The 24,063-nt window shown below is 65.7% G+C and carries 22 protein-coding genes; 6 read left to right on the forward strand and 16 right to left on the reverse strand.

Going from position 1 to position 24,063, the window contains the following annotated elements; translation table 11 throughout:
* Positions 1-3 precede the first annotated feature (3 nt).
* The 6 genes from KZZ07_RS05075 to KZZ07_RS05100 all read right to left on the reverse strand — a co-directional run bounded on the left by KZZ07_RS05075 (position 4) and on the right by KZZ07_RS05100 (position 5,612).
* Positions 4-1,323 carry a hypothetical protein gene (locus KZZ07_RS05075; RefSeq protein WP_219512652.1) on the reverse strand — a complete coding sequence of 440 codons (1,320 nt, stop codon included), beginning with the start codon at positions 1,321-1,323 and terminating at the stop codon, positions 4-6.
* 145 nt (positions 1,324-1,468) lie between these two features.
* Positions 1,469-1,765 (reverse strand): hypothetical protein, encoded by a 297-nt coding sequence (locus KZZ07_RS05080; protein WP_219512653.1) that lies wholly within the window; start codon positions 1,763-1,765, stop codon positions 1,469-1,471.
* 138 nt (positions 1,766-1,903) lie between these two features.
* Complete coding sequence (preA, locus tag KZZ07_RS05085) at positions 1,904-3,208, reverse strand: NAD-dependent dihydropyrimidine dehydrogenase subunit PreA (RefSeq protein WP_219512654.1); 1,305 nt, start codon at positions 3,206-3,208, stop codon at positions 1,904-1,906.
* Between the two features lie 38 nt (positions 3,209-3,246).
* The gene (locus tag KZZ07_RS05090) at positions 3,247-4,581 is read right to left on the reverse strand and encodes an NAD(P)-dependent oxidoreductase (protein ID WP_219512655.1); all 1,335 of its coding nucleotides are present in this window, start codon (positions 4,579-4,581) and stop codon (positions 3,247-3,249) included.
* A 173-nt stretch (positions 4,582-4,754) separates the two neighbouring features.
* Positions 4,755-5,423 (reverse strand): OmpA family protein, encoded by a 669-nt coding sequence (locus KZZ07_RS05095; protein WP_219512656.1) that lies wholly within the window; start codon positions 5,421-5,423, stop codon positions 4,755-4,757.
* A gap of 18 nt (positions 5,424-5,441) precedes the next feature.
* Positions 5,442-5,612 (reverse strand): hypothetical protein, encoded by a 171-nt coding sequence (locus KZZ07_RS05100; RefSeq protein WP_219512657.1) that lies wholly within the window; start codon positions 5,610-5,612, stop codon positions 5,442-5,444.
* Between the two features lie 130 nt (positions 5,613-5,742).
* Here KZZ07_RS05100 and KZZ07_RS05105 point away from each other — a divergent pair, with 130 nt between their 5' ends.
* Entirely contained in the window at positions 5,743-6,957 is a 1,215-nt protein-coding gene (locus KZZ07_RS05105) for a trypsin-like serine peptidase (RefSeq protein ID WP_219512659.1), read from the forward strand.
* 292 nt (positions 6,958-7,249) lie between these two features.
* On the opposite strand, the gene KZZ07_RS05110 is transcribed toward KZZ07_RS05105, so the two are convergent.
* The 6 genes from KZZ07_RS05110 to KZZ07_RS05135 all read right to left on the reverse strand — a co-directional run bounded on the left by KZZ07_RS05110 (position 7,250) and on the right by KZZ07_RS05135 (position 12,199).
* Complete coding sequence (locus tag KZZ07_RS05110) at positions 7,250-7,939, reverse strand: ABC transporter ATP-binding protein (protein WP_219512661.1); 690 nt, start codon at positions 7,937-7,939, stop codon at positions 7,250-7,252.
* Complete coding sequence (locus tag KZZ07_RS05115; RefSeq protein WP_219512662.1) at positions 7,936-8,685, reverse strand: ABC transporter ATP-binding protein; 750 nt, start codon at positions 8,683-8,685, stop codon at positions 7,936-7,938. Before KZZ07_RS05115 ends, KZZ07_RS05110 begins: the two co-directional genes overlap by 4 nt.
* Positions 8,678-9,661, reverse strand: a complete 984-nt coding sequence (locus KZZ07_RS05120) for a branched-chain amino acid ABC transporter permease (RefSeq protein WP_219512664.1) — start codon at positions 9,659-9,661, stop codon at positions 8,678-8,680. Before KZZ07_RS05120 ends, KZZ07_RS05115 begins: the two co-directional genes overlap by 8 nt.
* Before the next feature lie 121 nt (positions 9,662-9,782).
* Positions 9,783-10,703 (reverse strand): branched-chain amino acid ABC transporter permease, encoded by a 921-nt coding sequence (locus KZZ07_RS05125; protein ID WP_219512666.1) that lies wholly within the window; start codon positions 10,701-10,703, stop codon positions 9,783-9,785.
* A gap of 98 nt (positions 10,704-10,801) precedes the next feature.
* Complete coding sequence (locus tag KZZ07_RS05130) at positions 10,802-11,938, reverse strand: ABC transporter substrate-binding protein (protein WP_219512668.1); 1,137 nt, start codon at positions 11,936-11,938, stop codon at positions 10,802-10,804.
* A 24-nt stretch (positions 11,939-11,962) separates the two neighbouring features.
* Positions 11,963-12,199 (reverse strand): Lrp/AsnC ligand binding domain-containing protein, encoded by a 237-nt coding sequence (locus tag KZZ07_RS05135; RefSeq protein WP_219512670.1) that lies wholly within the window; start codon positions 12,197-12,199, stop codon positions 11,963-11,965.
* A 130-nt stretch (positions 12,200-12,329) separates the two neighbouring features.
* Between KZZ07_RS05135 and KZZ07_RS05140 the strand changes: the two genes are divergently transcribed.
* Genes KZZ07_RS05140 through tsaA form a run of 3 tightly spaced genes read left to right on the forward strand, consistent with a single transcriptional unit; the run spans position 12,330 to position 14,532 of the window.
* Positions 12,330-13,115 carry an SDR family NAD(P)-dependent oxidoreductase gene (locus tag KZZ07_RS05140; protein WP_370631070.1) on the forward strand — a complete coding sequence of 262 codons (786 nt, stop codon included), beginning with the start codon at positions 12,330-12,332 and terminating at the stop codon, positions 13,113-13,115.
* A 10-nt stretch (positions 13,116-13,125) separates the two neighbouring features.
* Positions 13,126-13,977: an SMP-30/gluconolactonase/LRE family protein gene (locus tag KZZ07_RS05145; RefSeq protein WP_219512672.1), complete on the forward strand. Its 852-nt coding sequence runs from the start codon at positions 13,126-13,128 to the stop codon at positions 13,975-13,977.
* Between the two features lie 57 nt (positions 13,978-14,034).
* On the forward strand, positions 14,035-14,532 hold the full coding sequence (tsaA, locus tag KZZ07_RS05150) for a tRNA (N6-threonylcarbamoyladenosine(37)-N6)-methyltransferase TrmO (protein ID WP_219512673.1): 498 nt from the start codon (positions 14,035-14,037) through the stop codon (positions 14,530-14,532).
* Here tsaA and KZZ07_RS05155 read toward each other — a convergent pair.
* A complete protein-coding gene (locus KZZ07_RS05155) occupies positions 14,524-16,035 on the reverse strand; it encodes a malonate--CoA ligase (protein ID WP_219512674.1) in 1,512 nt (503 codons plus the stop codon). The two genes, tsaA and KZZ07_RS05155, sit on opposite strands and share 9 nt — an antisense overlap.
* Before the next feature lie 64 nt (positions 16,036-16,099).
* Positions 16,100-18,745, reverse strand: a complete 2,646-nt coding sequence (locus KZZ07_RS05160; protein WP_219512675.1) for an ATP-binding protein — start codon at positions 18,743-18,745, stop codon at positions 16,100-16,102.
* 249 nt (positions 18,746-18,994) lie between these two features.
* Here KZZ07_RS05160 and KZZ07_RS05165 point away from each other — a divergent pair, with 249 nt between their 5' ends.
* Positions 18,995-19,597 (forward strand): response regulator, encoded by a 603-nt coding sequence (locus KZZ07_RS05165; protein ID WP_219512676.1) that lies wholly within the window; start codon positions 18,995-18,997, stop codon positions 19,595-19,597.
* A 52-nt stretch (positions 19,598-19,649) separates the two neighbouring features.
* On the opposite strand, the gene KZZ07_RS05170 is transcribed toward KZZ07_RS05165, so the two are convergent.
* Entirely contained in the window at positions 19,650-20,141 is a 492-nt protein-coding gene (locus KZZ07_RS05170) for a histidine phosphatase family protein (RefSeq protein ID WP_219512678.1), read from the reverse strand.
* Positions 20,142-20,289: 148 nt separating this feature from the next.
* Positions 20,290-23,208 (reverse strand): isoleucine--tRNA ligase, encoded by a 2,919-nt coding sequence (ileS, locus tag KZZ07_RS05175; RefSeq protein WP_219512680.1) that lies wholly within the window; start codon positions 23,206-23,208, stop codon positions 20,290-20,292.
* A gap of 410 nt (positions 23,209-23,618) precedes the next feature.
* Between ileS and KZZ07_RS05180 the strand changes: the two genes are divergently transcribed.
* Entirely contained in the window at positions 23,619-23,969 is a 351-nt protein-coding gene (locus KZZ07_RS05180; protein ID WP_219512682.1) for a hypothetical protein, read from the forward strand.
* Positions 23,970-24,063: the final 94 nt, after the last annotated feature.

Consider the following 24,063-nt stretch of genomic DNA (forward strand, 5'->3'; position numbering starts at 1 on the left):
GCCCTAGGGCAGGGATAGCGGATCGCGGGCAAGGGTCGTCTGATCCCGGACAAGCGCGTCCAGCCGCCGGGACCACTCCTCGCACAATCCTTCCAGGGTCCCGCGCGCGACGGGGTCCAGCACCTCGTCCAGCCGGGCCCTGTTGGCCCGCGCCTCCTTCGCAACCGCCTCGACCCGGTCCAGCAAGGCTGCGTGATCTTCGAGATGCGCCTGCACCTCGGCGGGCAGCACTTCCGGCAGAGTGACGTTCGACGTGCCTGTCCGATCTGGGCCGATCTCGTAGTGTTCCCTGTCGAAGGCACCCGGCCGCTGGCCAACCACCTTGGCAAAGTCGCTGTCCGCTATGGCTTGCGCCTCGACCAACCGTTGAACCCCGGCTGCCGGATCCAGACCTCGCCATGCGTCGGTGTTGAGAGGCAAAAAAGCCTCGATCCGACCCAATGCCTGCTCGACGGTTGCCACCAGCTGTTCGATCACCTCGCGGTCGTCCTCATGGGCCTGCGCCTCTGCCCGGGCCGCCGTTGCGGCCCTGTCCTTCAGCGCCCAGTTCCCCGCGGCGCGCGGGGGCGCGTCCACCCTGGTCAGGGCCAGCCTGATCTGAAGCCACCGAAAATCGGCCAGCCAGCGCAGCACTCCGCCATCGTGCAGTAGGCGCATCGCAAAGCACCGATCCACCGGCGCGCCAAGCCCCTCGGTCTCCTGCAAGGCGCGCTTGCGCAGTGCCGACGCCCGCGCGGCGATCCCGGAGACCTCGTCGGCGAGGGGCAGGCGGTCAAGGCTGGCCGTCAGCTTGACCAAGGGGAAGACACCCAGCGTCGGCGCCGCGAAATAGTCGTCCGCCGGGGAAAAACTGTCCCACCCTTCCTCCTCCAGCAGGGCCATCAACGCCCCGGGAAGAACCCGGCCCCCGCTGACCCGGCCCGGGTCAAGCAGTCGCGCACGGATCAGCGTCCGTGCCGTCAGGGTCGAACAGATCGACCGTCCTTCGTCTAGACCGCTGCCGCCCAGGATCTCGGTCAGGGCATAGGCCTCGTCCAGCCAATAGGCGGCGGCATCCGACACAGCATCGGTCAGGTCGCCTTGTCCGGCCAAGGGGTGCCGCATTACCCGGATCCCGTAGCCCGCGCGCCCTGCCTTCCAGTCGTGCAGCATCTTGATATGCGCCCTCTGCCCGACCTTCGTTTCCAGAACTTCACAGGGGCTGCCCAGCACGGCGCAGTGTGACCATGCCTCGTTCCCGGCCCGCAACGCGCGCTGAAAGGCAACGATATGCGGGTTCCGGGACGGCTGGCTGACAAAGAGAACATCTCCGTCAAGCGGCACGCTCCGCCTGACCAGATCATTGGATGGCCTGGAAAGATCACTGGTTTTCATGGAATAATGGCCTCGGACAACAATATCTTTGACCGGTAACATAGGTTCGGCAGGTCCGGGGTGAAACGGCAGGCCGGGTTGGGTTTCCCTTACCCTATCCGTCGCGGTCCCGCCGGTGCGCCCAGTCGAAATACCGGTCCTCCAGCACCCGTTCGCAGATCTTGAAGACCAGCCAGCAAGCCAGGGCGAGGCTGCCCCAAAGGATCAATTCACCGACCTGCCAAAGCGCGCCATGCTGGATTGCGGTCCATCCGAATCTCCGCAGGAAGGCAAGGCTCGCCATGGCCTGCGAAAACAGGTTCACGGTCACAAACGCAAAGGTGGCGGCGGTGCCGCCAGCCAAAAGGAAGACCGACGGCGTCGGCCAGCGGGTCAGGTTGAACAGGCGCATCATCTTCCTCCCGCTGGCAGGATGCCAAGCGCGCCGCAGGTGGGCAAGCGTCGGTCGGGGGGGGCGTCGAAAGGATAAAGGCGCGTCCGGGGAAGGGCGCGCCTCTGCTGTCCTCGGCAAGTGGTGCAAAGCGCCGCGTTATTCCGCCGCCTTGGCCATCGGGTTGTTGGGATGGGTCGTCCAGTTGGCGTAATCGTCCGACACGGTCTTGCCGGTGCGCGGGTCGGTGCTGCCCGCCTCCATCCGTTCCATCGTGATGCATTCCTCGACCGGGCAGACGTCAATGCACAGGTTGCAGGCCACGCATTCCGCGTCGTTGACCTCGAAGACCCGGCCTTCCTTCATCCAGATCGCCTGGTGGCTGGTGTCCTCGCAGGCGGCATAGCAGCGGCCGCACTTGATGCAGGCGTCCTGGTCGATCTTTGCCTTGGTGACGTAGTTCAGGTTCAGGTACTGCCAGTCGGTGACATTGGGCACGGCCTTGCCGATGAATTCCGACGTCGAGCGATAGCCCTTCTCGTCCATCCACTGGCTGAGCCCGCGCTTCATCTCTTCGACGATCCTGAAGCCATAGGTCATGGCTGCTGTGCAGACCTGCACGTTGCCACAGCCCAGCACCATGAATTCCGCCGCGTCGCGCCAGGTGGTCACGCCGCCGATGCCGCTGATCGGCAGCCCCTGGGTGTCCTGGCTGCGCGCGATCTCGGACACCATCGACAGGGCAATCGGCTTTACTGCCGGGCCGCAATAGCCGCCGTGGCTGCCCTTGCCGTCGATGGTCGGTTCGGGCGCGAAATTGTCGAGATCGACCGAGGTGATGGAGTTGATCGTGTTAATCAGGCTCACCGCGTCCGCGCCGCCGTTCTTGGCCGCGGCGGCGGGCTTGCGGATGTCGGTGATGTTGGGGGTCAGCTTCACGATCACCGGCTTGTCGTAGTATTGCTTGCACCAGCGGGTGACCATCTCGATGTATTCCGGCACCTGGCCGACGGCGCTGCCCATGCCGCGTTCGGACATCCCGTGCGGACAGCCAAAGTTCAGCTCGATCCCGTCACAGCCCGTCTCTGCCACGCGCGGCAGGATCGCTTTCCACGACGCCTCGTCGCAGGGCACCATGATCGAGGCGATCAGCGCGCGGTCCGGGTAATCCGCCTTGACCCGCGCCATTTCCTCGAGATTGGTTTCCAATGGCCGGTCGGTTATGAGTTCGATGTTGTTGATGCCCAGCACACGCCGGTCGGCGCCGTGGACCACGCCATAGCGCGGCCCGTTCACGTTCACGACGGGCGGGCCTTCCTCGCCTAGGGTTTTCCAGACCACGCCGCCCCAGCCGGCCTCAAAGGCGCGGCGGACGTTGTATTCCTTGTCGGTCGGCGGCGCCGAGGCCAGCCAGAAAGGGTTGGGCGAGGTGATGCCCAGGAAGTCGGTTGTCAGATCAGCCATGTCTCATCTTCCGTTTGGGGTGAGGCGTAGGGCGGGGTTTACCCCGCCGCCGCCATCAGCGTCGCGTGAATGTCCTCTGCGGCGTCGCGGCCCTCGGCCACGGCGACCACGGTCAGGTCCTCGCCGGGCGTGCAGTCGCCCCCGGCCCAGACCCCCGCGACAGAGGTGCGGCCCGTGTCCGTCACCCTGAGTTTGCGGCCCTCCAGGTCCAGCCCGTCGACGGGCGCAAGCGTCTGGCCAATGGCGCGGAACACCTGGTCGGCGGGCAGGCGGGTCGTCTCGCCCGTGCCCTGCAGTTTGCCGTCCACCAGCGCCGTGTATTCCAGCTCGATCTCGCGCACCGCGCCGTTGCCATGCATGGCCACCGGCATCACGTTGAACATCAATCGCACGCCCTTCGAGGCCGCCAGGTCCTGTTCAAAGCCGCTGGCTGGCATCTCCTCGCGCGCGCGGCGATAGGCCAGCGTCACACTCTCGGCGCCCAGAAGTTTCGACTGCACGGCGGCATCCACCGCGGTCATGCCGCCGCCGATCACCACCACGTTGCGGCCCACTGGCAGGGCGGCGAGGTCCGCGCTTTGCCGCAGGTCCGAGATGAAGTGCACCGCGTCCTCGACCCCGGATTTTTCACCCCCCTCGAGCTCCAGCAGGTTCACCCCGGCCAGGCCGACACCCAGGAAAACGGCGTCGAAATTCTCGCGCAGGCCGTCCAGGGAAACCTCGACCCCCAGTGCGCTGCCGTATTCGATGCTGATCCCGCCGATGCCCATCAGCCAGTCAACCTCGCGCGCGGCATAGCCGTCCACGGTCTTGTAGGCGGCGATGCCGAATTCGTTCAGCCCGCCGGGCTTGGGGCGTGCCTCGTAGATCGTCACGGCATGACCCTTCATCGCCAGTCGGTGCGCGCAGGACAGGCCCGCGGGTCCGGCGCCGACCACGGCCACGCGCTTGCCGGTTTCCGGCGCGCGGGCAAAGGGATGGCCCTGCCGCGACATCAGCGCATCGGTGGAATAGCGTTGCAGGCGCCCGATCTCGACCGGCTTGCCCTCGGCCGTTTCGCGCACGCAGGCCTCTTCGCAGAGCGTTTCGGTCGGGCAGACGCGGGCGCACATGCCGCCCAGGATGTTCTGTTCAAAGATCGTCTTCGCCGCCGCCTCGGGCTGGCCGGTGGCGATCTGCCGGATGAACAGCGGGATGTCGATTTCGGTGGGGCAGGCGGTCACGCAGGGCGCGTCGTGGCAGAAATAGCAGCGATCCGCCGCCACCGCCGCCTCATGCGCGTCATAAGGCGTGTGAAGATCCTCGAAATTCCGAGCCAATTGATCCTGGCTGAGGCGCCCGGACTGGATGCCGGGGGTCTGCGGGCTGGTCATGGCCTCTCCCTGTTTTTGTCATGTTCTGAGACTCAGCCTGCCACAGGTCGGAATTTTATCAAACGGTAAAATTCTGCCCCGGCCAGAAACCTGCGGTTTTCCCGCCCTTTGCCCAGCCGCGCAGCAAAAAGGGGGCCGTAAGGCCCCCTGTCGTCCGCAAAGCTCCCCTGTGATCAGGCGCCGGGCACCAGCACCAGCTGCACGCGGCGGTTCTCTGCCGCGTCGGGACGGCGGGTGTCCTTGAGATAGTCAAAGCCGACGCCCACCGCCTCGATCTGCCCGGTGCCCAGGCGCATGGTGTTCTGGACATAGCGGGCCACGGCATCGGCACGGCGCTGCGACAGCGATTTGTTGTATGCGGCGCTGCCCACCGCATCCGTATGCCCGATAAAGATCAGCTTGCTGCCCTTCAGGCCCGGATCGCTCAGCGCATTGGTCAGGGTCGAGAGTTTTGCCATTGCCTGCGGGGTCAGCGCGTCCGAGTCGTAGGCAAAGAGCACCTCCAGGTCGATGGTGGGCAGAGGCTCGGGCGTCTTCGTGCGATCCTCGATCGCGATTGTCCCCCCGGCCCGCGCGGGTGTCGCCGAGGCCGGCGGCTTGGGCTTGCGCTCGACCACGCCCAGGTTCACCACGTCGTCCAGCGTGAACTTCGCGCCACCGCCGAACTCGGCGCTGTCGCAGGCGGACGGGTCGACCAGGCAATCGCGCATCTCGGCGGCGGCAGCATCGGGCTTGGGCGGATCCCCCAGCGAAAAGCTGTCCAGCGTCACCGTGGACTGGGCAAGAACCGCACCGGGCAGGACCAGCGCGGCGGCGAAAAGAGGAAGGAACGTCTTGGTCATTGCAATATCCAGCGTTGGTCAGAAGGAAAGCGAGAAGGTCGGAACGATGACCAGCTGCCCCCGGCGGTTCGCGGCAGCGGCGGGCACCTTGAGGTCGTCAAAGCCAGGTTCCACCGTCCGGATGCCCGCCAAGGCCCGCGCGGGCCAGGCGCAGGCGGCAAGGCTCAGGCTGTGAAATGAACGGTGCATCGTGGCCCCCGGGAAATACGGGGACAAGATAACCGAAATCCCCATCTTTTTCCACTTACCGCATTTTTTCCAAGCGCGCAGGTAGGGATTTGCTATGCTCCTATCGGATTTGTCTGACCAGAGGATTGCCATGCCCCGCGTTTCCCGCCCGTTTGCTGCTGTCTCTGCGGTGGCGCTTTGTGTCTTGCCCGTCCTCGCCTCGGCCCAGGACGAAATCCAGAAAGAGCTGGCCATCGAGGGCTACAACAACGAGGCGATCTACACCTATTCCAAAAGCGCGGACTTCCGCAGGTTGGGCCGGGGTGTCGGCAAGCTGCAGATCCGGACCGACGCGGGCGAAAACCCCTGCACCGCCTTCCTGGTGGATGCCACACATATCCTGACCAACTACCATTGCATCCCCGGCGTGCTGGAAGATCCGCGCATCGGCGCCACCGAAATCACCTCTGTCACCTGGATCGCCGGTTTCGTCGAGCCGGGACGGGACGAGGAAACCGCGCGGTTCACCGTCAATCCGGTCCCGGTCGAAAGCTCGGCAGAGCTGGATTATTCCGTGCTTGAGGTGACCGGCGTGCCGACCGATCGCTTTCCGCCGCTGCCCCTGTCCAATGCCGCGCCGGTGGAGGGGATGCCCTTCTGGATCATCGGCCACCCGATGGGCAAGTCGCAGCATATCAGCCGCGAGGGCTGCCGCGCCGCGCGCCCGCCGCTGGAAAAGGCGCCCGAAACCCAGTCCGGGCAGCGGGTGCGCCATACCTGCGATACGCTGGGGGGCAATTCCGGCTCTCCGATCATCGACAGTTCCGCGCGCCAGGTGATCGCGCTGCACAATTCCGGCAGCCGCAGGACGGGGGTCAACTACGGCGTGCCGATGTCCGAAATCCTTGCCGCCTCCAAGGTGCTGAATAAAGCCGCTCGGGCCGAGCCAAAGGCCCTGCCGATGCTCATGTCGGCCTTTCCCGCAAGCCTCGGCCTGGGCGGGGAACTGTCGCTGGTCGCCGACATGCCGTCCGACTGCACGCCCGCCTTTGTCGACATCTCGCCCAGCCTGCAACTGACGCCGATCCCGCTGGATATCTTCGAGAAGGTCGATCTCGGCCCCGGCCAGACCCGCTATCAGGTCACGCCCACCAGCCGCTATGCCGTCGTGGTGCAGGAAAAGGACGAAAAGGGCGAACACCGGATCGGCTACCTCTGCAGCAGCAGCGGCGTCAGCGATGCGGCACAGCTGAAATCGGCCCTGCGTCTGGTTGTGGCGGACCTGAACAAGGGTCAGCTTTCGGGCAAGGTCGCGGTCGATGGTGGCACTGTCAGCTATGCCTTCAAAAGCTACGTGATCGAGTGATGCGCATGGTCCGACGGCTCCCCGCCGTGACGCTGCGCTGATCGAGGAGGCTGCGCCGCCGAACCGCTGGCCAGTTTGATCGGCCTCGATGACGAGGTCTCCTCGCTCGCCTTGGTGCTGGAAAGAGGGCGTCCCGGTCGAGCAGCCGAGCCCCTGCGGGATGGGATCTGATGATCCGCCCGTTGGGGTCCGAATAGGCTTGAAAGATGCCGGTTAACGAAACCTGACCGCTTTGTACGAAATGCTGGAATCGCTGTACGTTTTGTACAAAACGTACAGACCTCGCCCTTGTTCAGACGCCGAGGTAACGGTGCGCCATCTCCGGGTCCAGCCCGTCCAGAGACCCGTTCCAGACCGTGCGGCCCCGGTTCAGAATTACCGCCCGGTCGGACACGGCCGTCAGTTCCTTCAGGCTCTTGTCGATGATCAGGATGGCCATGCCCGTCTCGCGTTTCAGCCGCCCCACCGCGTCCCAGATCTCCTGCCGGATCAGCGGCGCCAGCCCCTCTGTCGCCTCGTCCAGGATCAGCAGGCGCGGGTTTGTCATCAGCGCCCGCCCGATCGCCAGCATCTGCTGTTCGCCCCCGGACAGCGACCGCGCCACTTGGTTTTTTCGCTCGCTCAGGCGCGGGAACAACGCGCCGACCTTGTCCATGTCCCAGGGGCCGGAGCGGGCGGCGGCGGTCAGGTTCTCCTGCACCGTCAGGTCCGCGAAACAGCGCCGACCTTCGGGCACCAGTCCGATCCCCAGGCGTGCAGCGCGATGCGCGGGCAGGCGGCGCAAGTCCTTGCCGTCAAAGGAAATACGCCCTTCGGCCAGCAGCAGGCGACAGATGCATTTCACCGTCGTCGTCTTGCCCATGCCGTTGCGCCCCATCAGCGCCACGACCTCGCCCGAGGCGACCTCGAGATCGACGCCAAAGAGCGCCTGGCTGGCGCCATAAGTGGCTTTCAGCCCCTCGACCTGCAAGAGCGCGCTCATGTCTCATCCCCCAGGTAGGCTTCGCGCACCGCCGGGTCGCGCCGGATTTCCTCGACCGTGCCGCTGGCGATCACCCGGCCATAGACCAGCACGCTGATCCGGTCGGCCAGCGCAAAGACCGCGTCCATGTCATGTTCCACAAGCAGGATCGGCGCCTGTGACCGCAGTTCGTCGAGAAAGCCGGTCAGCCGGGCCGAGCCTTCGGTGCCCAGCCCCGCCATCGGTTCGTCCATGACAAAGGCACGCGGCTCCAGCGTCAGCGCCACCGCGACTTCCAGTTGCCGCCGCTGCCCGTGGGACAGCTCTGCGGTGCGCATCGCCCGTTGGTCGAGAAGCCCGACCCGCTCCAGCGCCGCCTCGGCGCGGTCCCGGATCGCGGTGTCGCGCAGCACCGGGCGGACCATGCCAAAGGGCCGCCCGAAGGCGCCAAGAGCCCCCAGAGCGGCGTTCTGCAGGACGGTGTCCTCCATCGCCAACTGACTGATCTGAAAGGTTCTTGCCAGCCCGGCGCGGGCGCGGGCCTGCACCGGCAGGCCGGTGACGTCCTTGCCGCCCAGCAGCACCTGCCCGGCATCCGGGGTCAGCGCGCCGCTGATCTGCCCGATCAGCGTCGATTTTCCGGCCCCGTTCGGACCGATGATGGCGTGGATCTCTCCCGCGCGCAGCGAGATCGAGACGTCATCCGTCGCCTGCAAGGCGCCGAAGGCCTTGCGCAGGCCCTTCGTTTCCAGAACCGCCTTAGCCATGCGCCCGCGCCTTTCCGGCGATCAACCCGATGACGCCGCCGCGACCGAACAGCACGATGACCAGCAGCAGCAGGCCAAACCAGATGTGCCAATAGTCGGACCAGCCGCCGATGTAATGCTCCAGCACCACGAAAAGACAGGCGCCGACCACCGGGCCAAAGAGCCGCGCGGTGCCGCCGATGATGATGAAGACGATGAATTCGCCCGACAGCTGCCAGCTGAACATGGTGGGCGAGACAAAGCGGTTGAGGTCCGCGAAAAGCGCCCCGGCCAGCCCGGTGATGGCGCCCGAGATCGTGAAGGCGACAAGGCGCAGGCGGAACGGGTCCAGGCCCACGGCACGCACCCGCTCGGGCACCTGCCGCGCGGCGTTCAGCGCGAGGCCGAAACGAGAGCGCGCCAAGGCTCCGTTGAACCCCAGCGCCAGCACCAGCGCCGCCAGGCAGAGGCCGTAGAACTGGATCGGGACCAGCGTGTTCAGGCCCGGGAAATCGTTGCGGACGTAAATCGACATGCCGTCCTCGCCGCCGTAGGCCGACCAGGAGATCGCGAAATAGTAGAACATCTGCCCGAAGGCGAGCGTGATCATGATGAAATAGACGCCGCTGGTGCGCAACGACAGAAGGCCGATGACCAGGGCTGCCAGCGCCGAGGCGATCACCGCCACCAGCCAGATCATCGGCATGGACTTGGTGCCCTCGATCAGGAATGGCGCCTCCATCAGGGGCATGTAGTTCTGCGCATGAAAGGCCAGGATGCCCATCGCGTAACCGCCGATGCCGAAAAACACCGCGTGGCCGAGGCTGACCAGCCCGCCGATCCCCAGCGCGATGTTCAACCCCACCGCCGCCAGCGACAGGATCACGGCGCGGGTGGCCAGCGTGATGGTAAAGGGCTCTTCGGCCAGATGCGCGTAAAGGGGCAGGGCGATCAGCCCAGCGAGGACGGCCAGATTGAACAGGGTTTCGCGGGTCATGACACTTTCCTCGCCTCGGCGCGGGATGGCCTGCGCCGGAGCGGGGGCCAGCCCCCGCACCCCCGGATTATTTCAGGCCCAAAGAAACACGGGGGTCGACAAGGGCGGAAAGGCCGGGACGTCATGCGCGTGCTCCGAACAGGCCTGTCGGACGCCAGAGCAGCACACCGGCCATCAGGATGTAGATTGCCATAGACGAGAGCGAGGCCCCGGTCTGCGTGGCCGCTGCGGGCGCCATGAAAAGCTTGAAGACTTCCGGCAGAAAGACCGACCCCAGCGTCTCTGTCAGACCCACCAGAAGCGCCCCCACGAGCGCGCCCTTGATCGACCCGATACCGCCGATGACGATGGTCACGAAGGCGAGGATCAGCACCGGCTCTCCCATACCCACCTGCACCGACTGGATCGCGCCGACCAATGCGCCGGCCAGCCCGGCCAGGGCGGCGCCAAGGGCAAAGATGAAGGTATACAGCCGGTCAATATCGACACCCAGCGCGGCAATCATCTCTCGGTCGTTTTCGCCGGCGCGGATCTGGATCCCGATCCGCGTGCGCGCGATCAACCAAAAGAGACCTGCCGCCACGGCGAGACCGGCGAGGATCAGCGTCAGGCGGTACAGCGGATACTCGATGCCGCCGGGCAGGGTCACGGGGCCAGAGAGCGCGGCGGGCACGTCGAGGTAGAGCGGGAAAGACCCGAAGACCCAGCGTGTGCCCTCGGAAAAGACCAGGATCAGCGCAAAGGTGGCCAGCACCTGGTCCAGGTGGTCGCGATCATAAAGCCGTCGGATGACCACAAGTTCGATCAGCGCGCCCGCCGCCGCCGCGCCTGCCAGCGCCGCCACCAGCCCCAAGGCGAAAGATCCGGTCGCTGCCGCGACCGCCGCGGCACAGAAGGCGCCCACCATGTAAAGAGAGCCATGCGCCAGGTTGATCAGCCCCATGACACCGAAGATCAGCGTCAGGCCGGCGGCCATCAGGAACAGCATGATGCCGGATTGCAGACCGTTCAGGATCTGCTCGGCAATGAGGATAAGCGACATCGGGAGGGGTGGCCTTTCGCGTCGGACCCGGGCAGGGCATTCCGAAGAAAGCCCCGCCCCGGAAAAGGGGGGGCGGCCGTGCGCCGCCCCGCGCGTCCTTACATCTTGCAGTCGGCGCCGTAGGCGTCGGTGTGGTCGGTTGCGGCGGTGCCGATGATCCTGTTGGTCACGACGTCACCTTCCTTGACCACTTCGCGCATGTAGATGGTCTGAATCGGGTGATGGTTGGCGCCGAATTTGAACGCCCCCCGGACCGACTGGATGTCCGCCGCTTCCAGCGCCGCGCGGAAGGCATCCGCATCCGAAACATCCGCTTTCTCGGCGGCCGAGACCAGCAGCAGCCCGGTGTCGAACCCCTGTGCCGCGTAGAGCGAGGGCAACCGATCGTATTTGGCGACAAAGGACTCGACGAATTCCGCGTTGCCCGGAACGTCCAGGTCCTTGGACCAGTGAGCGGTGTTCTTCACCCCCAGCGCGGCTTCGCCGATGGCCCCCAGGATGCCCTGGTCAAAGGAAAAGGCCGGACCCATCACCGGTTTCTCTGCACCTGAACCTGCGTATTGCTTCATGAAGGAGATGCCCATGCCACCGGGCAGGAAGTAATAGACCATATCCGCATCCGAAGCCTTCACCTGGGCGATCTCGGCGGCATAGTCGGTCTGGCCCAGCTTGGTATAGACCTCTTCGCTGACCTCGCCCTTGAAGAAGCGCTTGAAGCCCGCGATCATGTCCTTGCCCGCCGGGTAGTTCGGCGCCATCAGGAAGACCTTGCCGATGCCGTTCTCCGACGCCCAGGCGCCGGCCGCCTCGTTGAAGGCGTCATTCTGCCAGGCCACGTTGAAATAGTTCTTGTTGCAGCCCCGACCGGCCAGCTGCGACGGCCCGGCGTTGGGCGAGAGGTAGAACTTGCCCTGTGCGGTCACCGAGGGCACCACCGCCATCGCCAGGTTCGACCAGATGATGCCGGTCAGCACGTCCACCTTTTCCGACTGGACCAGCTTGTCGGCCAGCTGCACGGCAACGTCCGGTTTGCGCTGGTCGTCCTCGATCACCACCTCGATGTCGGTGCGTCCCGATTGTTCGATTGCCAGCATGAACCCGTCGCGCACGTCGATGCCAAGGCCTGCGCCCCCACCGGAAAGCGTTGTGATCATGCCGACCTTGACCTCGGCCGAAGCCATGCCTGCCAGGGCCGCGCAGAGCGCGCCACCCAGAGCCAGAGTCCTGAATTTCATGTCATCCTCCCTGATGCCAGTAGTCTAGAACGCGCGGAACGTCAGTGTCGTCAGCGTGCGTTCGATCCCGTCGATGTCCAGCAGGTTGTCGTTGATGAATTTGCCCGTATCCTCTTCCTTCGGAATGTAGATCTTGAGGAGCAGGTCATACTCGCCGCTGGTCGAGTAAAGTTCGGAATGGATTTCGCGCAGGGCGATGTCGGCGGCCACGCGATACGCGGTGCCGGGGCGGCATCGGATCTGGACGAATACGCAGTTCATGGAACCCTCCCTTCCGGTCGTGCCCCGACTAGACCCGATATCGCGCCATGATTCCAGCCCTTTGACAGGCTCTTGCGCGGAACTCTTTGCGCGGCGACAGTGTCAGGGATATCTGCAGGGGAGAAAGCCAGTGACCGAACAACTTGCAGGGGGTGCGGTGTTCCCGGACCTGCGCGGCGCGTCGGTCTTCATCACCGGCGGCGGTGCGGGGATCGGGGCCGCGCTGACCGAGGCGTTCCTTGAACAGGGCGCCCGGGTGGCCTTTTGCCAGCGCTCGGATGTTACGGTCTTCTGTGACCGGATGGAAACACGGCATGGCAACCGCCCGCTTTTCCTGCAGTGCGATGTCACGGACGAACCTGCGCTACGCGCCGCGATGGCAGAGGCGGCCAGCCGACACGGCCCGATCACCGTGCTGGTCAACAATGCCGCCAACGACACCCGACACGACACGCTGGAAATCAGTTCGGACGAGTGGGATGACCTGATCGCGGTGAACCTGAAAAGCTATTTCCTGACCACCCAGATTGCCGTGCCCGGGATGATGGAGGCGGGCGGCGGGACCATCGTCAATTTCAGCTCGATCAGCTACATGCTGGGCATGGCAGAGATGACGGCCTATACCACCGCCAACGGCGGGATCACCGCCATGACACGGGGCCATGCGCGGGAATTCGGTCGCGACGGCATCCGCGTCAACGCTGTGGCGCCGGGATGGGTTCTGACGGACCGCCAGATGCGGCTCTGGGCTTCGCCCGAGGCGTTGGACGATTTCCTGACCAAGCAGTGCCTTGGCCGTCACCTGGACCCGGCGGACCTGGCCGGGCCCGTGCTGTTCCTGGCCTCCCGGGCCAGTGCCATGATTACCGGACAATGCCTTGCCGTGGATGGCGGGGTTGTCACCACCGCCGCCTGAAGGACCACAGATGACCCAGCCCAAGACACTTTCCGCAACCCGCTGCACCCTTGGCGAAGGGGCGCTTTGGCACCCGGATCGGGGCAGCTTCCTGTGGTTCGATATCCTGGGTCACCGGTTGTACGAGCACGACGGCCAAGAGGAACGTCACTGGCAGTTCGACCGCGCGGTTTCGGCAGCGGGCCTCGTGGAGGCCAACCGCCTGCTGATCGCCTCTGAACGGGACCTGTTCCTTTTCGACCTCGACAGCGCATCCGAGAGCCGTCTGTGCGATCTTGAGGCTGATAACCCGGTGACACGGTCGAACGATGGCCGCGCCGACCCGCAGGGCGGGTTCTGGATCGGGACGATGGGGTATGCCGGCGAAAAGGGGGCCGGGGCGATCTATCGGTGGCACAAGGGGGAGTTGCGCAGGCTATATGCCGAGGTCAGCATCCCCAACGCGATCTGTTTTGCCCCGGATGGCGGGCACGCCTATTTCACAGATACGCCGACCGGGGTGATCCGCCGCGTCGCGCTGGATGCCGAAGGGTGGCCGGAGGGCGAGCCGGAGGATTGGCTGGACCTGCGCCCCGAAGGGCTGAACCCCGATGGCGCGGTGACGGACGCGGACGGCAACCTCTGGAATGCGCAATGGGAGGCGAGCCGGGTGGCCTGCTATGCGCCGGACGGGCGTTTCCTGCGCGCCGTCGCCCTGCCCACGCCGCAGACCACCTGCCCGGCCTTCGGCGGGGCGGACCTCAGCCGGCTGATGGTCACCTCCGCCGCCGAGGGCCGCCCGGCCGAGGATCGCGCCGCCGGAAATACCTTTGTCTTTGAAACCGACGCCCGAGGCCGGGCGGAACCTCGCGTTCTTGTCTGACCCAGTCCCGGGCCTGCCCCGGGACCTCCGGTGCCGACCGTCTACAGGGAAATGCCCATGTCCAGCTCCATCCATCGCGACCAGCTTCGCCCCGGTGAAACCCTTGCCGAGTTTCCTCCAGCAACCGATGCGGGCCTGCGGTTCATCGGCCGGATCGAGACACCCTTTCAGGTCCGTGCCGATTGCCCCCGCCAGGGCGACCCGGAGGAAGGCCCCGACTGCACCGTGACGCTCGACCCGGTCTATGCCCCCGCGCTCGACGGGATCGAGCAGTTCGAGTTCATCGAGTTGCTCTATTGGCTGCACGAGGCGCGGCGCGACCTGGTGACACAAAGCCCCAAGGCGGACGGAAAGACACGCGGCACCTTTTCCCTGCGCAGTCCGTTGCGGCCCAATCCCATCGGAACCAGCATCGTCCGGCTGATAGGGCGCGACGGGGCCCGGCTGACCGTGCGGGGACTGGATTGCCTCACCGGGACGCCGCTGCTTGACGTAAAGCCCTACCGGTGTTCCTTTGCGGTCCAGGCGCGGGCAAAGCCGGGTGTCTCAACCTGAGAAAATCCCCGCGAAACGCTCGCGCAGGGCCGCTTTCTGAACCTTGCCCATGGTGTTGCGGGGCAGGGCGTCGATAAGTTCGATGTGCCGGGGGTGCTTGAACCGCGCCAGTTTCGCGGTGACCTCGGTGCCGATGGCGTCCAGGTCCGGCGCTGCCCCCGCCTCGGGCACGATGACCGCCACAGGCGTCTCGCCGAAATCCGGATGCGGCACGCCGACCACGGCGCTTTCCAGCACACCGGGCTGATCGTCCAGCAGTTCCTCGATCTCCTTGGGGTAGATGTTGAACCCGCCCGAAATGATCAGGTCCTTGCCGCGCCCGACGATGGTGACATAGCCGTCCTCGCTCATCTGGGCGAGGTCGCCGGTGATGAAAAACCCGTTGTCCCGCAGCTCCGCGGCGGTCTTGTCCGGCATTTGCCAATAGCCCTGAAAGACGTTCGGGCCCCGCACCTCCAGCATCCCGATCTCGCCCCGGGGCAGTTCGGTGCCGCCCTCGTCGCAGACCTTTGCCTCGACATCCGGCAGGGGCAGGCCCACGGTGCCCGCGCGGCGGTCGCCGTCATAGGGGTTCGAGGTGCTCATGTTGGTTTCGGTCATCCCGTAGCGTTCCAGGATGCGGTGCCCGGTGCGGGCCTCGAACTGGCGGTGAGTCTCGGCCAAAAGGGGTGCGGAGCCGGAAATGAACAGCCGCATGTCGCCCGCGACATCGACGCCAAAGCGCGGGTTGTCCAGCAGGCGGGTATAGAAGGTCGGCACACCCATGAGGCTGGTCGCCTTCGGCATCCAGTCGATCAGCGCGTCCGCGTCGAATTTCGGAAAGAACACCATGGCACCGCCTGCCGCCAGCATCACGTTGGTCGCCACGAAGAGCCCGTGGGTGTGAAAGATCGGCAAGGCGTGCAACAGCACGTCGTCTTTGGAAAATCGCCAGAGGTCGACCAGTGTCAGCGCGTTGGACAGCAGGTTGTCCTGGCTCAGCATGGCGCCCTTGGAGCGGCCCGTGGTGCCCGAGGTGTAGAGGAAGGCCGCGATGTCATCGCCTGCGCGCGGTTCGACGGGGGCCTCTTGGGGGGCGGCATCCGCCCGTTCGGCCAGCGTACCGGCCCCGTCCGGCCCCAAAGTCTCGCAATGGGCGCCGCAGCGCGCCGCGACCTCGCCCAGAATGCGGGCGTTCGCCGGGTCGCAGACCAGCACCCGCGCGCCGGAATTCTCGACGAAATAGGCCACCTCGTCGCCCGTATAGCCGGTGTTCAGCGGTAGAAAGACCACCCCGGCCTGGATGCAGCCGAAAACCAGCGCCAGCGCGTCGGCGCATTTTTCAACCTGCAGGGCCAGCCGGTCGCCGGGTTCAAGGCCAAGCTCGCGCAGCGCCCCGGCGAACTGGGCCACGCGCGCGGTAAACCCGGCATAGCTGATCCGGGTGCCGTCCGGCAGATGCAGAAAGACCGAGCTGTTTGCGGTCTGATGACCGAGAAGCGTGTCGTAAAGCGGGTTGGACATGGGGCTCTCCTGCTGCGCTGGCCCTTTGTGTTTAAACGCAGCTTGCGCAGGGGGTAAAGCGTGCTCAGTGCAACTGCTCTACCGGGCGCAACAGCGCCGAGAGCGCGTCCCGCGTCGTCTGCCAGCATTCGGCCAGATCGGCCTGCCGCGCGTCCAGGTCCATGGTGTCGCCGGCCTTGGCCTCCTGTTCGATCTCCTGCAACAGCACCACCAGCCGCCCCGCGCCCATCATCGCGGCGGAACCGGCCATCCGGTGGGCCTCTGCGGCCAGCGTTGCCCGCCCGTCAGTCCCGCCGTGGGCAAGATCGGGCATAGCATGCGCAAAATCGGTCATTTCGAACAGGAACCTTTCGTGCAGATGGCGCAGACGCGCCGGGGCCAGCTCCTGGCGCATTTCGTCCAGATGTGCCTCGTCGATCACGGCGGTCCGGTCGCCGGGCGCGGGCGCGTTGATCGGGGCCGGGCGGTCAGGGGCGTTTCCGGTCAGGACTTCGGTCAGGACCTTGCGGATCGCGTCCAGCGTCAGCGGCTTGATCAGGACCGCCTGCATCCCCGCCGCGTGAAAGGCCTCGAGCTCTTGTGGCAGGGCATGGGCGGTGGTCGCCACGACCGGCGTTGTGGCATTTATCCCTCCGCGGCGGCGCAAGGCCCGCGATACGTTGATCCCGTCCATGCCGGGCATCGAGATATCCATCATCACAACGTCGAAACACCGGGTCGCCAGGATGGCCAAGGCCGCCTCGCCGCTGTTCGCGGTCTCGACCCGGTGGCCGTCGCGTTCCAGAAGGTCGCGCCCCACCAGCCGGTTGATCTCGTTGTCCTCGACCAGCAGGATATCGCAGGCCGGGGGGCGTTCGCTGCGCTCCGGGCTTGGCGCTTCGGGCATGGGTTTTTCTTCCGGCGGCGCCAGCGGCACCCGCAGCCAGAAGACGCTGCCGTCACCCGGTTCGCTTTCCACGCCCAGTTCGCCGCCAAGGACCGTGGCCAGCCGCAGCGAGATTCCCAGTCCCAGCCCCGTGCCAGAGGTGCTGCGTCCATAGGTGCTGTCGATGGTGACGAAATCCTCGAAGATCCGGTCGATGTCCTCTTCGGCAATGCCGATCCCGGTGTCCGTCACGCGCAGTTCGACGGACTCCAGCCCGGCGGCGCAATCGGCCTCCAGCGTGATGCGGCCGTTCCAGGTGAACTTGATCGCGTTGCCGACCAGGTTCAGCAGGATCTGGCGCAGCCGTTCGGGATCGCCGTAAACCCGGTGCAGCTCGGGATTGGGCGGCACCAGGATCAGCCGGTTGCCACGGGCGCTGGCGTGCTGGCGCTGGTTGTCGATGATGTCCTCCAGCAGGGACACCAGGTCAAAGCCGGTCTTGCGCAGCGTCATCTTGCCCGCATCCAGCCGCGAGATGTCCAGCACGTCGTTCACATGGCGCAGCAGGATACGACCCGATTCCCGCACGATGCGCAGGTAACGCTGGTGGCGTGCGTCCAGCGCCTTGTCATCGACCAGCTCCAGCGTGCCCAGCATCCCGTTCAGGGGGGTGCGCATCTCGTGGCTCATGACGGCCAGCAGTTCGGCTTTCTGCTTTTCGCCGGCGATGGCGCGGTCGCGGGCGCGCTTCAATTCGGCCTCGTTGCGGACCCGGTCCGAGATGTCGCGCAGGAAGGCGACGTAGATCTCGCCAGCGGGGCTTTGAGCCCGGGCAAGCGAGAGATCGACGGGAAAGACCGTGCCGTCGCTGCGGCGCGCGTCCAGACGCACGATCCCCTTGCCGATCACCCGCGCGTCGCCGTCGTGCCGGAACCGGTCCATCCCGCGCCTGTGCGCGGCACGGTAGTGATCCGGCACGATCAGGTCTGCCATGTCCGCCCCAAGCGCCTGGTTGCGGTCATAGCCGAAGATGCGTTCGGCCGCGCCGTTGTAATCCAGGATGCGCCCGGCCTCGTCCGAGACAACCACCGCGTCCAGCGAGGTCGACAGGATGGTCTCGATCCGCTCGCGCGTTTCGCGGTTGGCCCGGGCCTCGGCGTCGCTCTTGCGGGCCAGGCGGAACAGCATCAAGGCCAGCACCGCCAGGAGGATCACAAGGGTCACGGTCAGAAGGCCGACACGCACCATGCTCCTGCTCAGGCTGTCGCGCTGCGCAAAGCCCTGTTGCGAAAAGAACTCGACCCCGGCCAGGCTGGTGTCGCGCACGGTGGCGCGCACTGATCGCGCGTCTTCGGCCAGAGTGGGCAGGGCGGCCTGCAGGGCCTCGTCCGGGCCGTCGATGAACGGCAGCCAGGTTTTGCGAAACGCCTGGATCTCCTCGATCCGCTCGGGCATCACGCCGATCTGCATCAGGGCTTCGAAGCGGTGACTCTCGGTCAGGGTTTCGACCCGGCTGTAGAAGATGTCGTACCGCAAACGCACTTCGCTCAGCGAGTCGTCGCCCTTATCGGCGCGCAGGGCGGCGATTTCCAACGCCATCAGCTCGACCTCGGCCTGGCCCAGTGTCCACTGCATGTTGTCCGCCGCCGACGAGGCCAGCCGCCGTGTCTGCTGTTGCAGGTCCAGGACCAGCACCGCGATGGAGACCAGGATCATCACAAGGACGATGCCCGTCAGCCAGTTCGGCAGGCTGGACAACCAGGCCCGCTCTTCGCGGCCCCGGGTGCGTTCGGGTCCCTCGGTCACGCGGCGCTGCCACCCGGAAAGCTGGGTGAGGGGCAGCATCGTTGCGCGGCCGGGGCGTGGGTGGTTCGGATCATCCGGATCTCCTGGCTGGCCAACGACCTTTTTCAGAAAAACGGGGCAGAGGGGCAGACGCAAGGGGCCAAAGCCGGTCAACACCGGCCAACTGACCGGAACTGATGTTTGTAATAGATCGCGTTTTCTGTATCTTTCAGGGCTCCTGAGGCGCGCGGGGGGCTAGACTGCCATGTGCGTGTATCCGCCATTGGCGCAGATGGGGCGAGTAAAAAGATGAGAATTCTGGTTGCAGACGACCACGACCTGGTGCGGGACACGATTGCGGCCTACCTGGACGGCGCCGATGTCGAAGAGGTCTGTACGGTGGCCACACTGCAGGATGCGGTTTCGCTGGCCAAGTCCAGCGGCAGTTTCGATCTTGTCCTGTTGGACTACAACATGCCGGGCATGAACGGGCTGGAGGGGCTGGACCGTATGCGCGCCGCGAACGAGGGGCGCCCGGTGGCGATCCTCTCTGGCAGTGCGACGCGCGACGTGGCCACGGCGGCGCTGAAGGCGGGGGCGCAGGGGTTCATTCCCAAGACGCTCAGCGCCCGGTCGCTGCTGACGGCGGCCCGGTTCATGGCCGCCGGAGAGGTCTATACCCCGATCGAGTTCCTGAGGTCCGGCAACAAGGGCGAGGATGACATTCTCACCCGGCGGGAACAGCAGGTTCTGCAAGGCATCTGCGAGGGCAAGTCCAACAAGGAAATCGCCCGCGACCTGGACTTGCAGGAGGTCACGGTCAAGCTGCATGTCAAGACGCTCTCGCGCAAGCTCGAGGCGCGCAACCGAACCCACGCCGCAATGATCGGGCGGGACCGCGGGCTGATCTGAACACGGGGTCCGGGCGGGGCTCGGTCCCATCAGGGTATAGGCGATCGCTGTATCACCTGGGGCCATAGCGGCGGCGTTCGATCGTCACCCGCCCCTGTGCATCCGCCCGAACGATATGAAGGTCGCCGTATTCGATGGGCATGGGATCGGACAGGCCCAGGTCTTCCCAGATCGTGGCGATATTGCCCTTGTTGCCGATCCAGATCAGCGTCTTTCCGGCGCCGCTCTGCACCAGACCGGCGGTCGGCGCTTCCTGTGGCAGGCGGTTCACCGCCAGCCCACGGGCGCCCGCCAGCGGCGCGGCGGTGTCCAGGTTGCGCTTGATGCCGGGGCTGAAGATCAGGTCGATGTCAAAATCCTTGACTGCTTCGACCAAGGCGCGCGCGCGTTCGCGCCCCCGGGCATTCAGGTCTTCGCCGTTGCGATCCGCATGGCGGGTGACGATCAGCGTCGAGTTGGGGGCAAGCGCAAGGTTCTGCCCGGGCATCATGCCACAGGCGGGCACAAGGGCGACGGTGCCCAGCAGGAAGAAACGGCGGTTCATCTGGTTGATCCCTCCACTGTTTTTCGATCAGCCTAACGCCGCGTCACCTTTCAGGCAACGTCCGAAGCGAGGCCATCGGCGGCCATGAAAAAGGCCCGAAGTCCGGCAGGGACTTCGGGCCTTGCTTGCTCCGCGATGCGCGCCGGGATCAGCCCAGGGCCGCGTCACACCGTTTGCAGGTGGCAGGGTGGGCGTGGCGCCCCACGTCCGGCAGGATCTTCCAGCAGCGCTGGCACTTCTCGCCGTCGGCCTTTTCAAAGACCACGCCGACGCCTTCGACCTCGGGCATCCGGTAGGCTTCGTTGGGCATCGGATCGCCGGTCAGGAAGATGTCCGAGGTGATGCAGACATCCTCGAAGGCGACCGATTTCAGGGCCTCCAGCATGTCGGGGTCGCGCACATGGACCACTGGCGCCGCCTCCAGCGAGGCGCCGATCACCTTGTCGGTGCGCTGCACCTCCAGCGCGGCGGTGACAACGCGGCGGGCGCGGCGCACCATCTGCCACTTGGCGGCCAGCGGTTCGTCCAGCCAGTCCTTGGGCGTCTCGGGGATGTCCTGCAGGTGGATCGACGATGTCTCGCCCGGGAAACGCTCCAGCCAGACTTCTTCCATCGTGAACACCAGGATCGGCGCAAGCCAGGTGGTCAGCCGGTGGAACAGCAGGTCCATGACGGTTCGTGCCGCGCGGCGGCGCGCGGTGTCGCCGTCGCAATAGAGCGCGTCCTTGCGGATGTCGAAGTAGAAGGCCGACAGTTCCACGGTGCAGAAGTTGAACAACTGCTGATAGACGCCCTGGAAGTCATAGGCGGCATAGCCTGCGCGCACCACATGATCCAGTTCCGCCAGCCGGTGCAGGATATAGCGTTCCAGCTCGGGCATGTCCTGGGCCTCGACGCGCTGATCCTCGGTGAAATGCGTCACCGCGCCCAGCATGTAGCGCAGGGTATTGCGCAGACGGCGATAACCGTCGGCGGTGCCTTTCAGGATTTCCGGCCCGATGCGCAGGTCGGCGGTGTAATCCGCCTGCGCCACCCAGAGGCGCAGGATATCGGCGCCGTACTGTTTGGTCACATCTTCCGGCGCCACGGTGTTGCCGAGCGACTTGGACATCTTGTTGCCCTTCTCGTCCAGCGTGAAACCGTGGGTCAGCACGCCGCGATAGGGCGCGCGGCCCTTGGTTCCGCAGGCCTGCAACATGGACGAATGGAACCAGCCGCGGTGCTGGTCGGTACCTTCGAGGTAAAGGTCCGCGATCCCGTCCTCGGACCCGTCCGGCCTGTCGCGCAGGACAAAGGCATGGGTCGAACCAGAGTCGAACCAGACGTCGAGGATGTCAAAGACCTGTTCCCATTCGCTGGGGTCGTAGTCATTGCCCAGGAAGCGTTCCTTGGCGCCGGGTTTGTACCAGGCGTCCGCGCCTTCGGTCTCGAAGGCTTCGAGGATGCGGGCGTTGACCGCCTCGTCGCGCAGCAGGAAATCCGCATCCGTCGGCATCGCCGCGCGTTTCACAAAACAGGTCAGCGGCACGCCCCAGGCGCGCTGGCGTGACAGCACCCAGTCAGGGCGCGCCTCGATCATCGAATAGAGCCGGTTGCGCCCCGTCTGCGGCGTCCATGTCACCAGCTGGTCGATGCTTGTCAGGGCGCGTTCGCGGATCGTCTTGCCATAGGTGTCCTGCCCGTCGCCGACCTCGCGGTCGATGGCGGCGAACCACTGCGGCGTGTTGCGATAGATCACCGGCGCCTTGGACCGCCAGCTATGCGGATAGCTGTGCGTCATCCGCCCGCGCGCGATCAGTCCGCCGACCTCGACCAGCTTGTCGATGACGGCAGTGTTGGCCTTGCCTTCCTTGCCCTTGGCGGTGACGACTTCCAGCCCCTTGAACAGCGGCACATGGGGCAGGAATTCGCCCGCCTCGCCGATGTTATGGGTCATCCGGTCCATCCAGCCGCGCTTGACGAAGGCGTCATAGTCCTCCTGGCCGTGGCTGGGCGCCGTATGCACAAACCCGGTCCCGGCCTCGTCGGTGACATGGTCCCCGTCGATCATCGGCACGTCGTAGTCCCAGAACTCCTCGCCGCCCTCGACGCCCCGGAAGGGGTGGGCCAGCACCAGGTTCGCCAGTTCCCCGGTCGAGACGTCGCGCTTGCGCGTCCATTGCCCGTCCGACAGCCGCGCCTTGGTCAGCACTTCCTCGGCCAGCGCATCGGCCAGCAGATATTTGTCACCGACCTTGACCCAGCATTCCTCGGGCGTGCCCGTGACCTCGTAGAGGCCGTAGGAGATCGCCGGGTTGAAGGCCACGGCCTTGTTCGAGGGGATCGTCCAGGGGGTCGTCGTCCAGATCACGACGCGCACACCGGCCAGGTCGCCGGTCGCGTTTGTGGCCGCGAAAGGCACCCAGATCGTGTGGCTCTTGTGATCGTGGTATTCCACCTCGGCCTCGGCCAGGGCGGTCTTTTCCACCGGCGACCACATCACCGGCTTGGAGCCCTGATACAAAGTCCCGTTCATCAGGAATTTCTGGAACTCTTCCGCGATCACCCGTTCGGCGTGGAAATTCATCGTCAGGTAGGGATCGGCCCAGTTTCCGGTCACGCCCAGGCGCTTGAACTCTTCGCGCTGGATGTCGATCCAGCCATCGGCGAACTTGCGGCATTCCTGGCGAAAGTCGACCACGTCGACCTCGTCCTTGTTCTGGCCTTTCTCGCGGTATTTCTGCTCGATCTTCCATTCGATCGGCAGGCCGTGGCAGTCCCAACCGGGGATGTAACGCGCGTCGCGGCCCATCATCTGCTGGCTGCGGACGATGAAATCCTTGAGGACCTTGTTCAGCGCGTGGCCGATGTGCAGGTGGCCGTTGGCGTAGGGCGGGCCGTCGTGCAGGGTAAAGGCCGGGCGGCCCTCTTTTTCCCGCAGGCGGTCATAGACGCCGATCTGTTCCCAGCGCGCCAGCCAGTCGGGTTCGCGCTTGGGCAGGCCGGCGCGCATCGGGAAATCGGTTTTCGGCAGGGACAGCGTGCTTTTGTAGTCGGGCACTGTCGTTTCGGTCGTGTCGGCGCACATTTGTGGCGTCCTTTGAATCACTGGTGTCGGTCAGGATGTTGGGGCGGCGCGACGTCTCATACGCCTTGTCCCGGCGGCTCGTATCCTCAGAGCGCCGGGCATGTAATTCGAATGATGAACACGTGGTACGTCATCTTGCGCGCCTTATAGGCCCGCCGCGCGGGCGCGTAAAGTGGGCAGGGATCGGCGGGAACCTGCGATGCTGCCTTGCAGCATGGGCGGGAAATGGCTTCCGGGTGACAGCTTTGGGTTGTGTCTGCTGGAACCTGCCGAGCCGACTCTGCCATTTCGGCGGGCCTTTTCCGATGCGCGCCGCGCGCGGGATCGGCGGGTGTTCCGGGCGCGTTTCACCGCCATCTGATGACACAGGCGCCGGCCACTCCGGCGCGCCAGGAGGAAAGGAAGGCCAGATGACACATCAGACGACAGACCCGTACCTGCGACAACACGAAGCCCGCTATTCGCCCGAGGAGCGCATCGATGAGCGTCTTTCCAGTTCGCGCCGGTCCGCCGGGTCGGCGCTGGGCATTGCCGTGGGGCTGATCCTTGCCATCGGGATCGTGGCGTTGATCGCTTTCGGTCCCGGGGCGACGACCGATCCGGTCGCCCCGGCCGAGGCGCCTGCCGCGGTGGACCCGGTCACGACCGGTGATCCCACAGCCGCTCCGTCGGCGGTGGACCCGGCCCAGGGCAGCGTCCCGCCCGAAGCGGAGACCGACGGCCCCGTCGCGCCGACGGCACCGGCGGTCCCCGCCGAGTGAACCGCCTCTGACAGCGGCACAGACCGGGGCCGGCCTGACCGGCCCCGGTCTTTTTTGCGTCAAACGCCCCGGAGCGCGGAGGATTCGGGCCGCC

It is taken from the genome of Mameliella sp. CS4, assembly GCF_019392335.1.
GTDB lineage: Bacteria > Pseudomonadota > Alphaproteobacteria > Rhodobacterales > Rhodobacteraceae > Antarctobacter.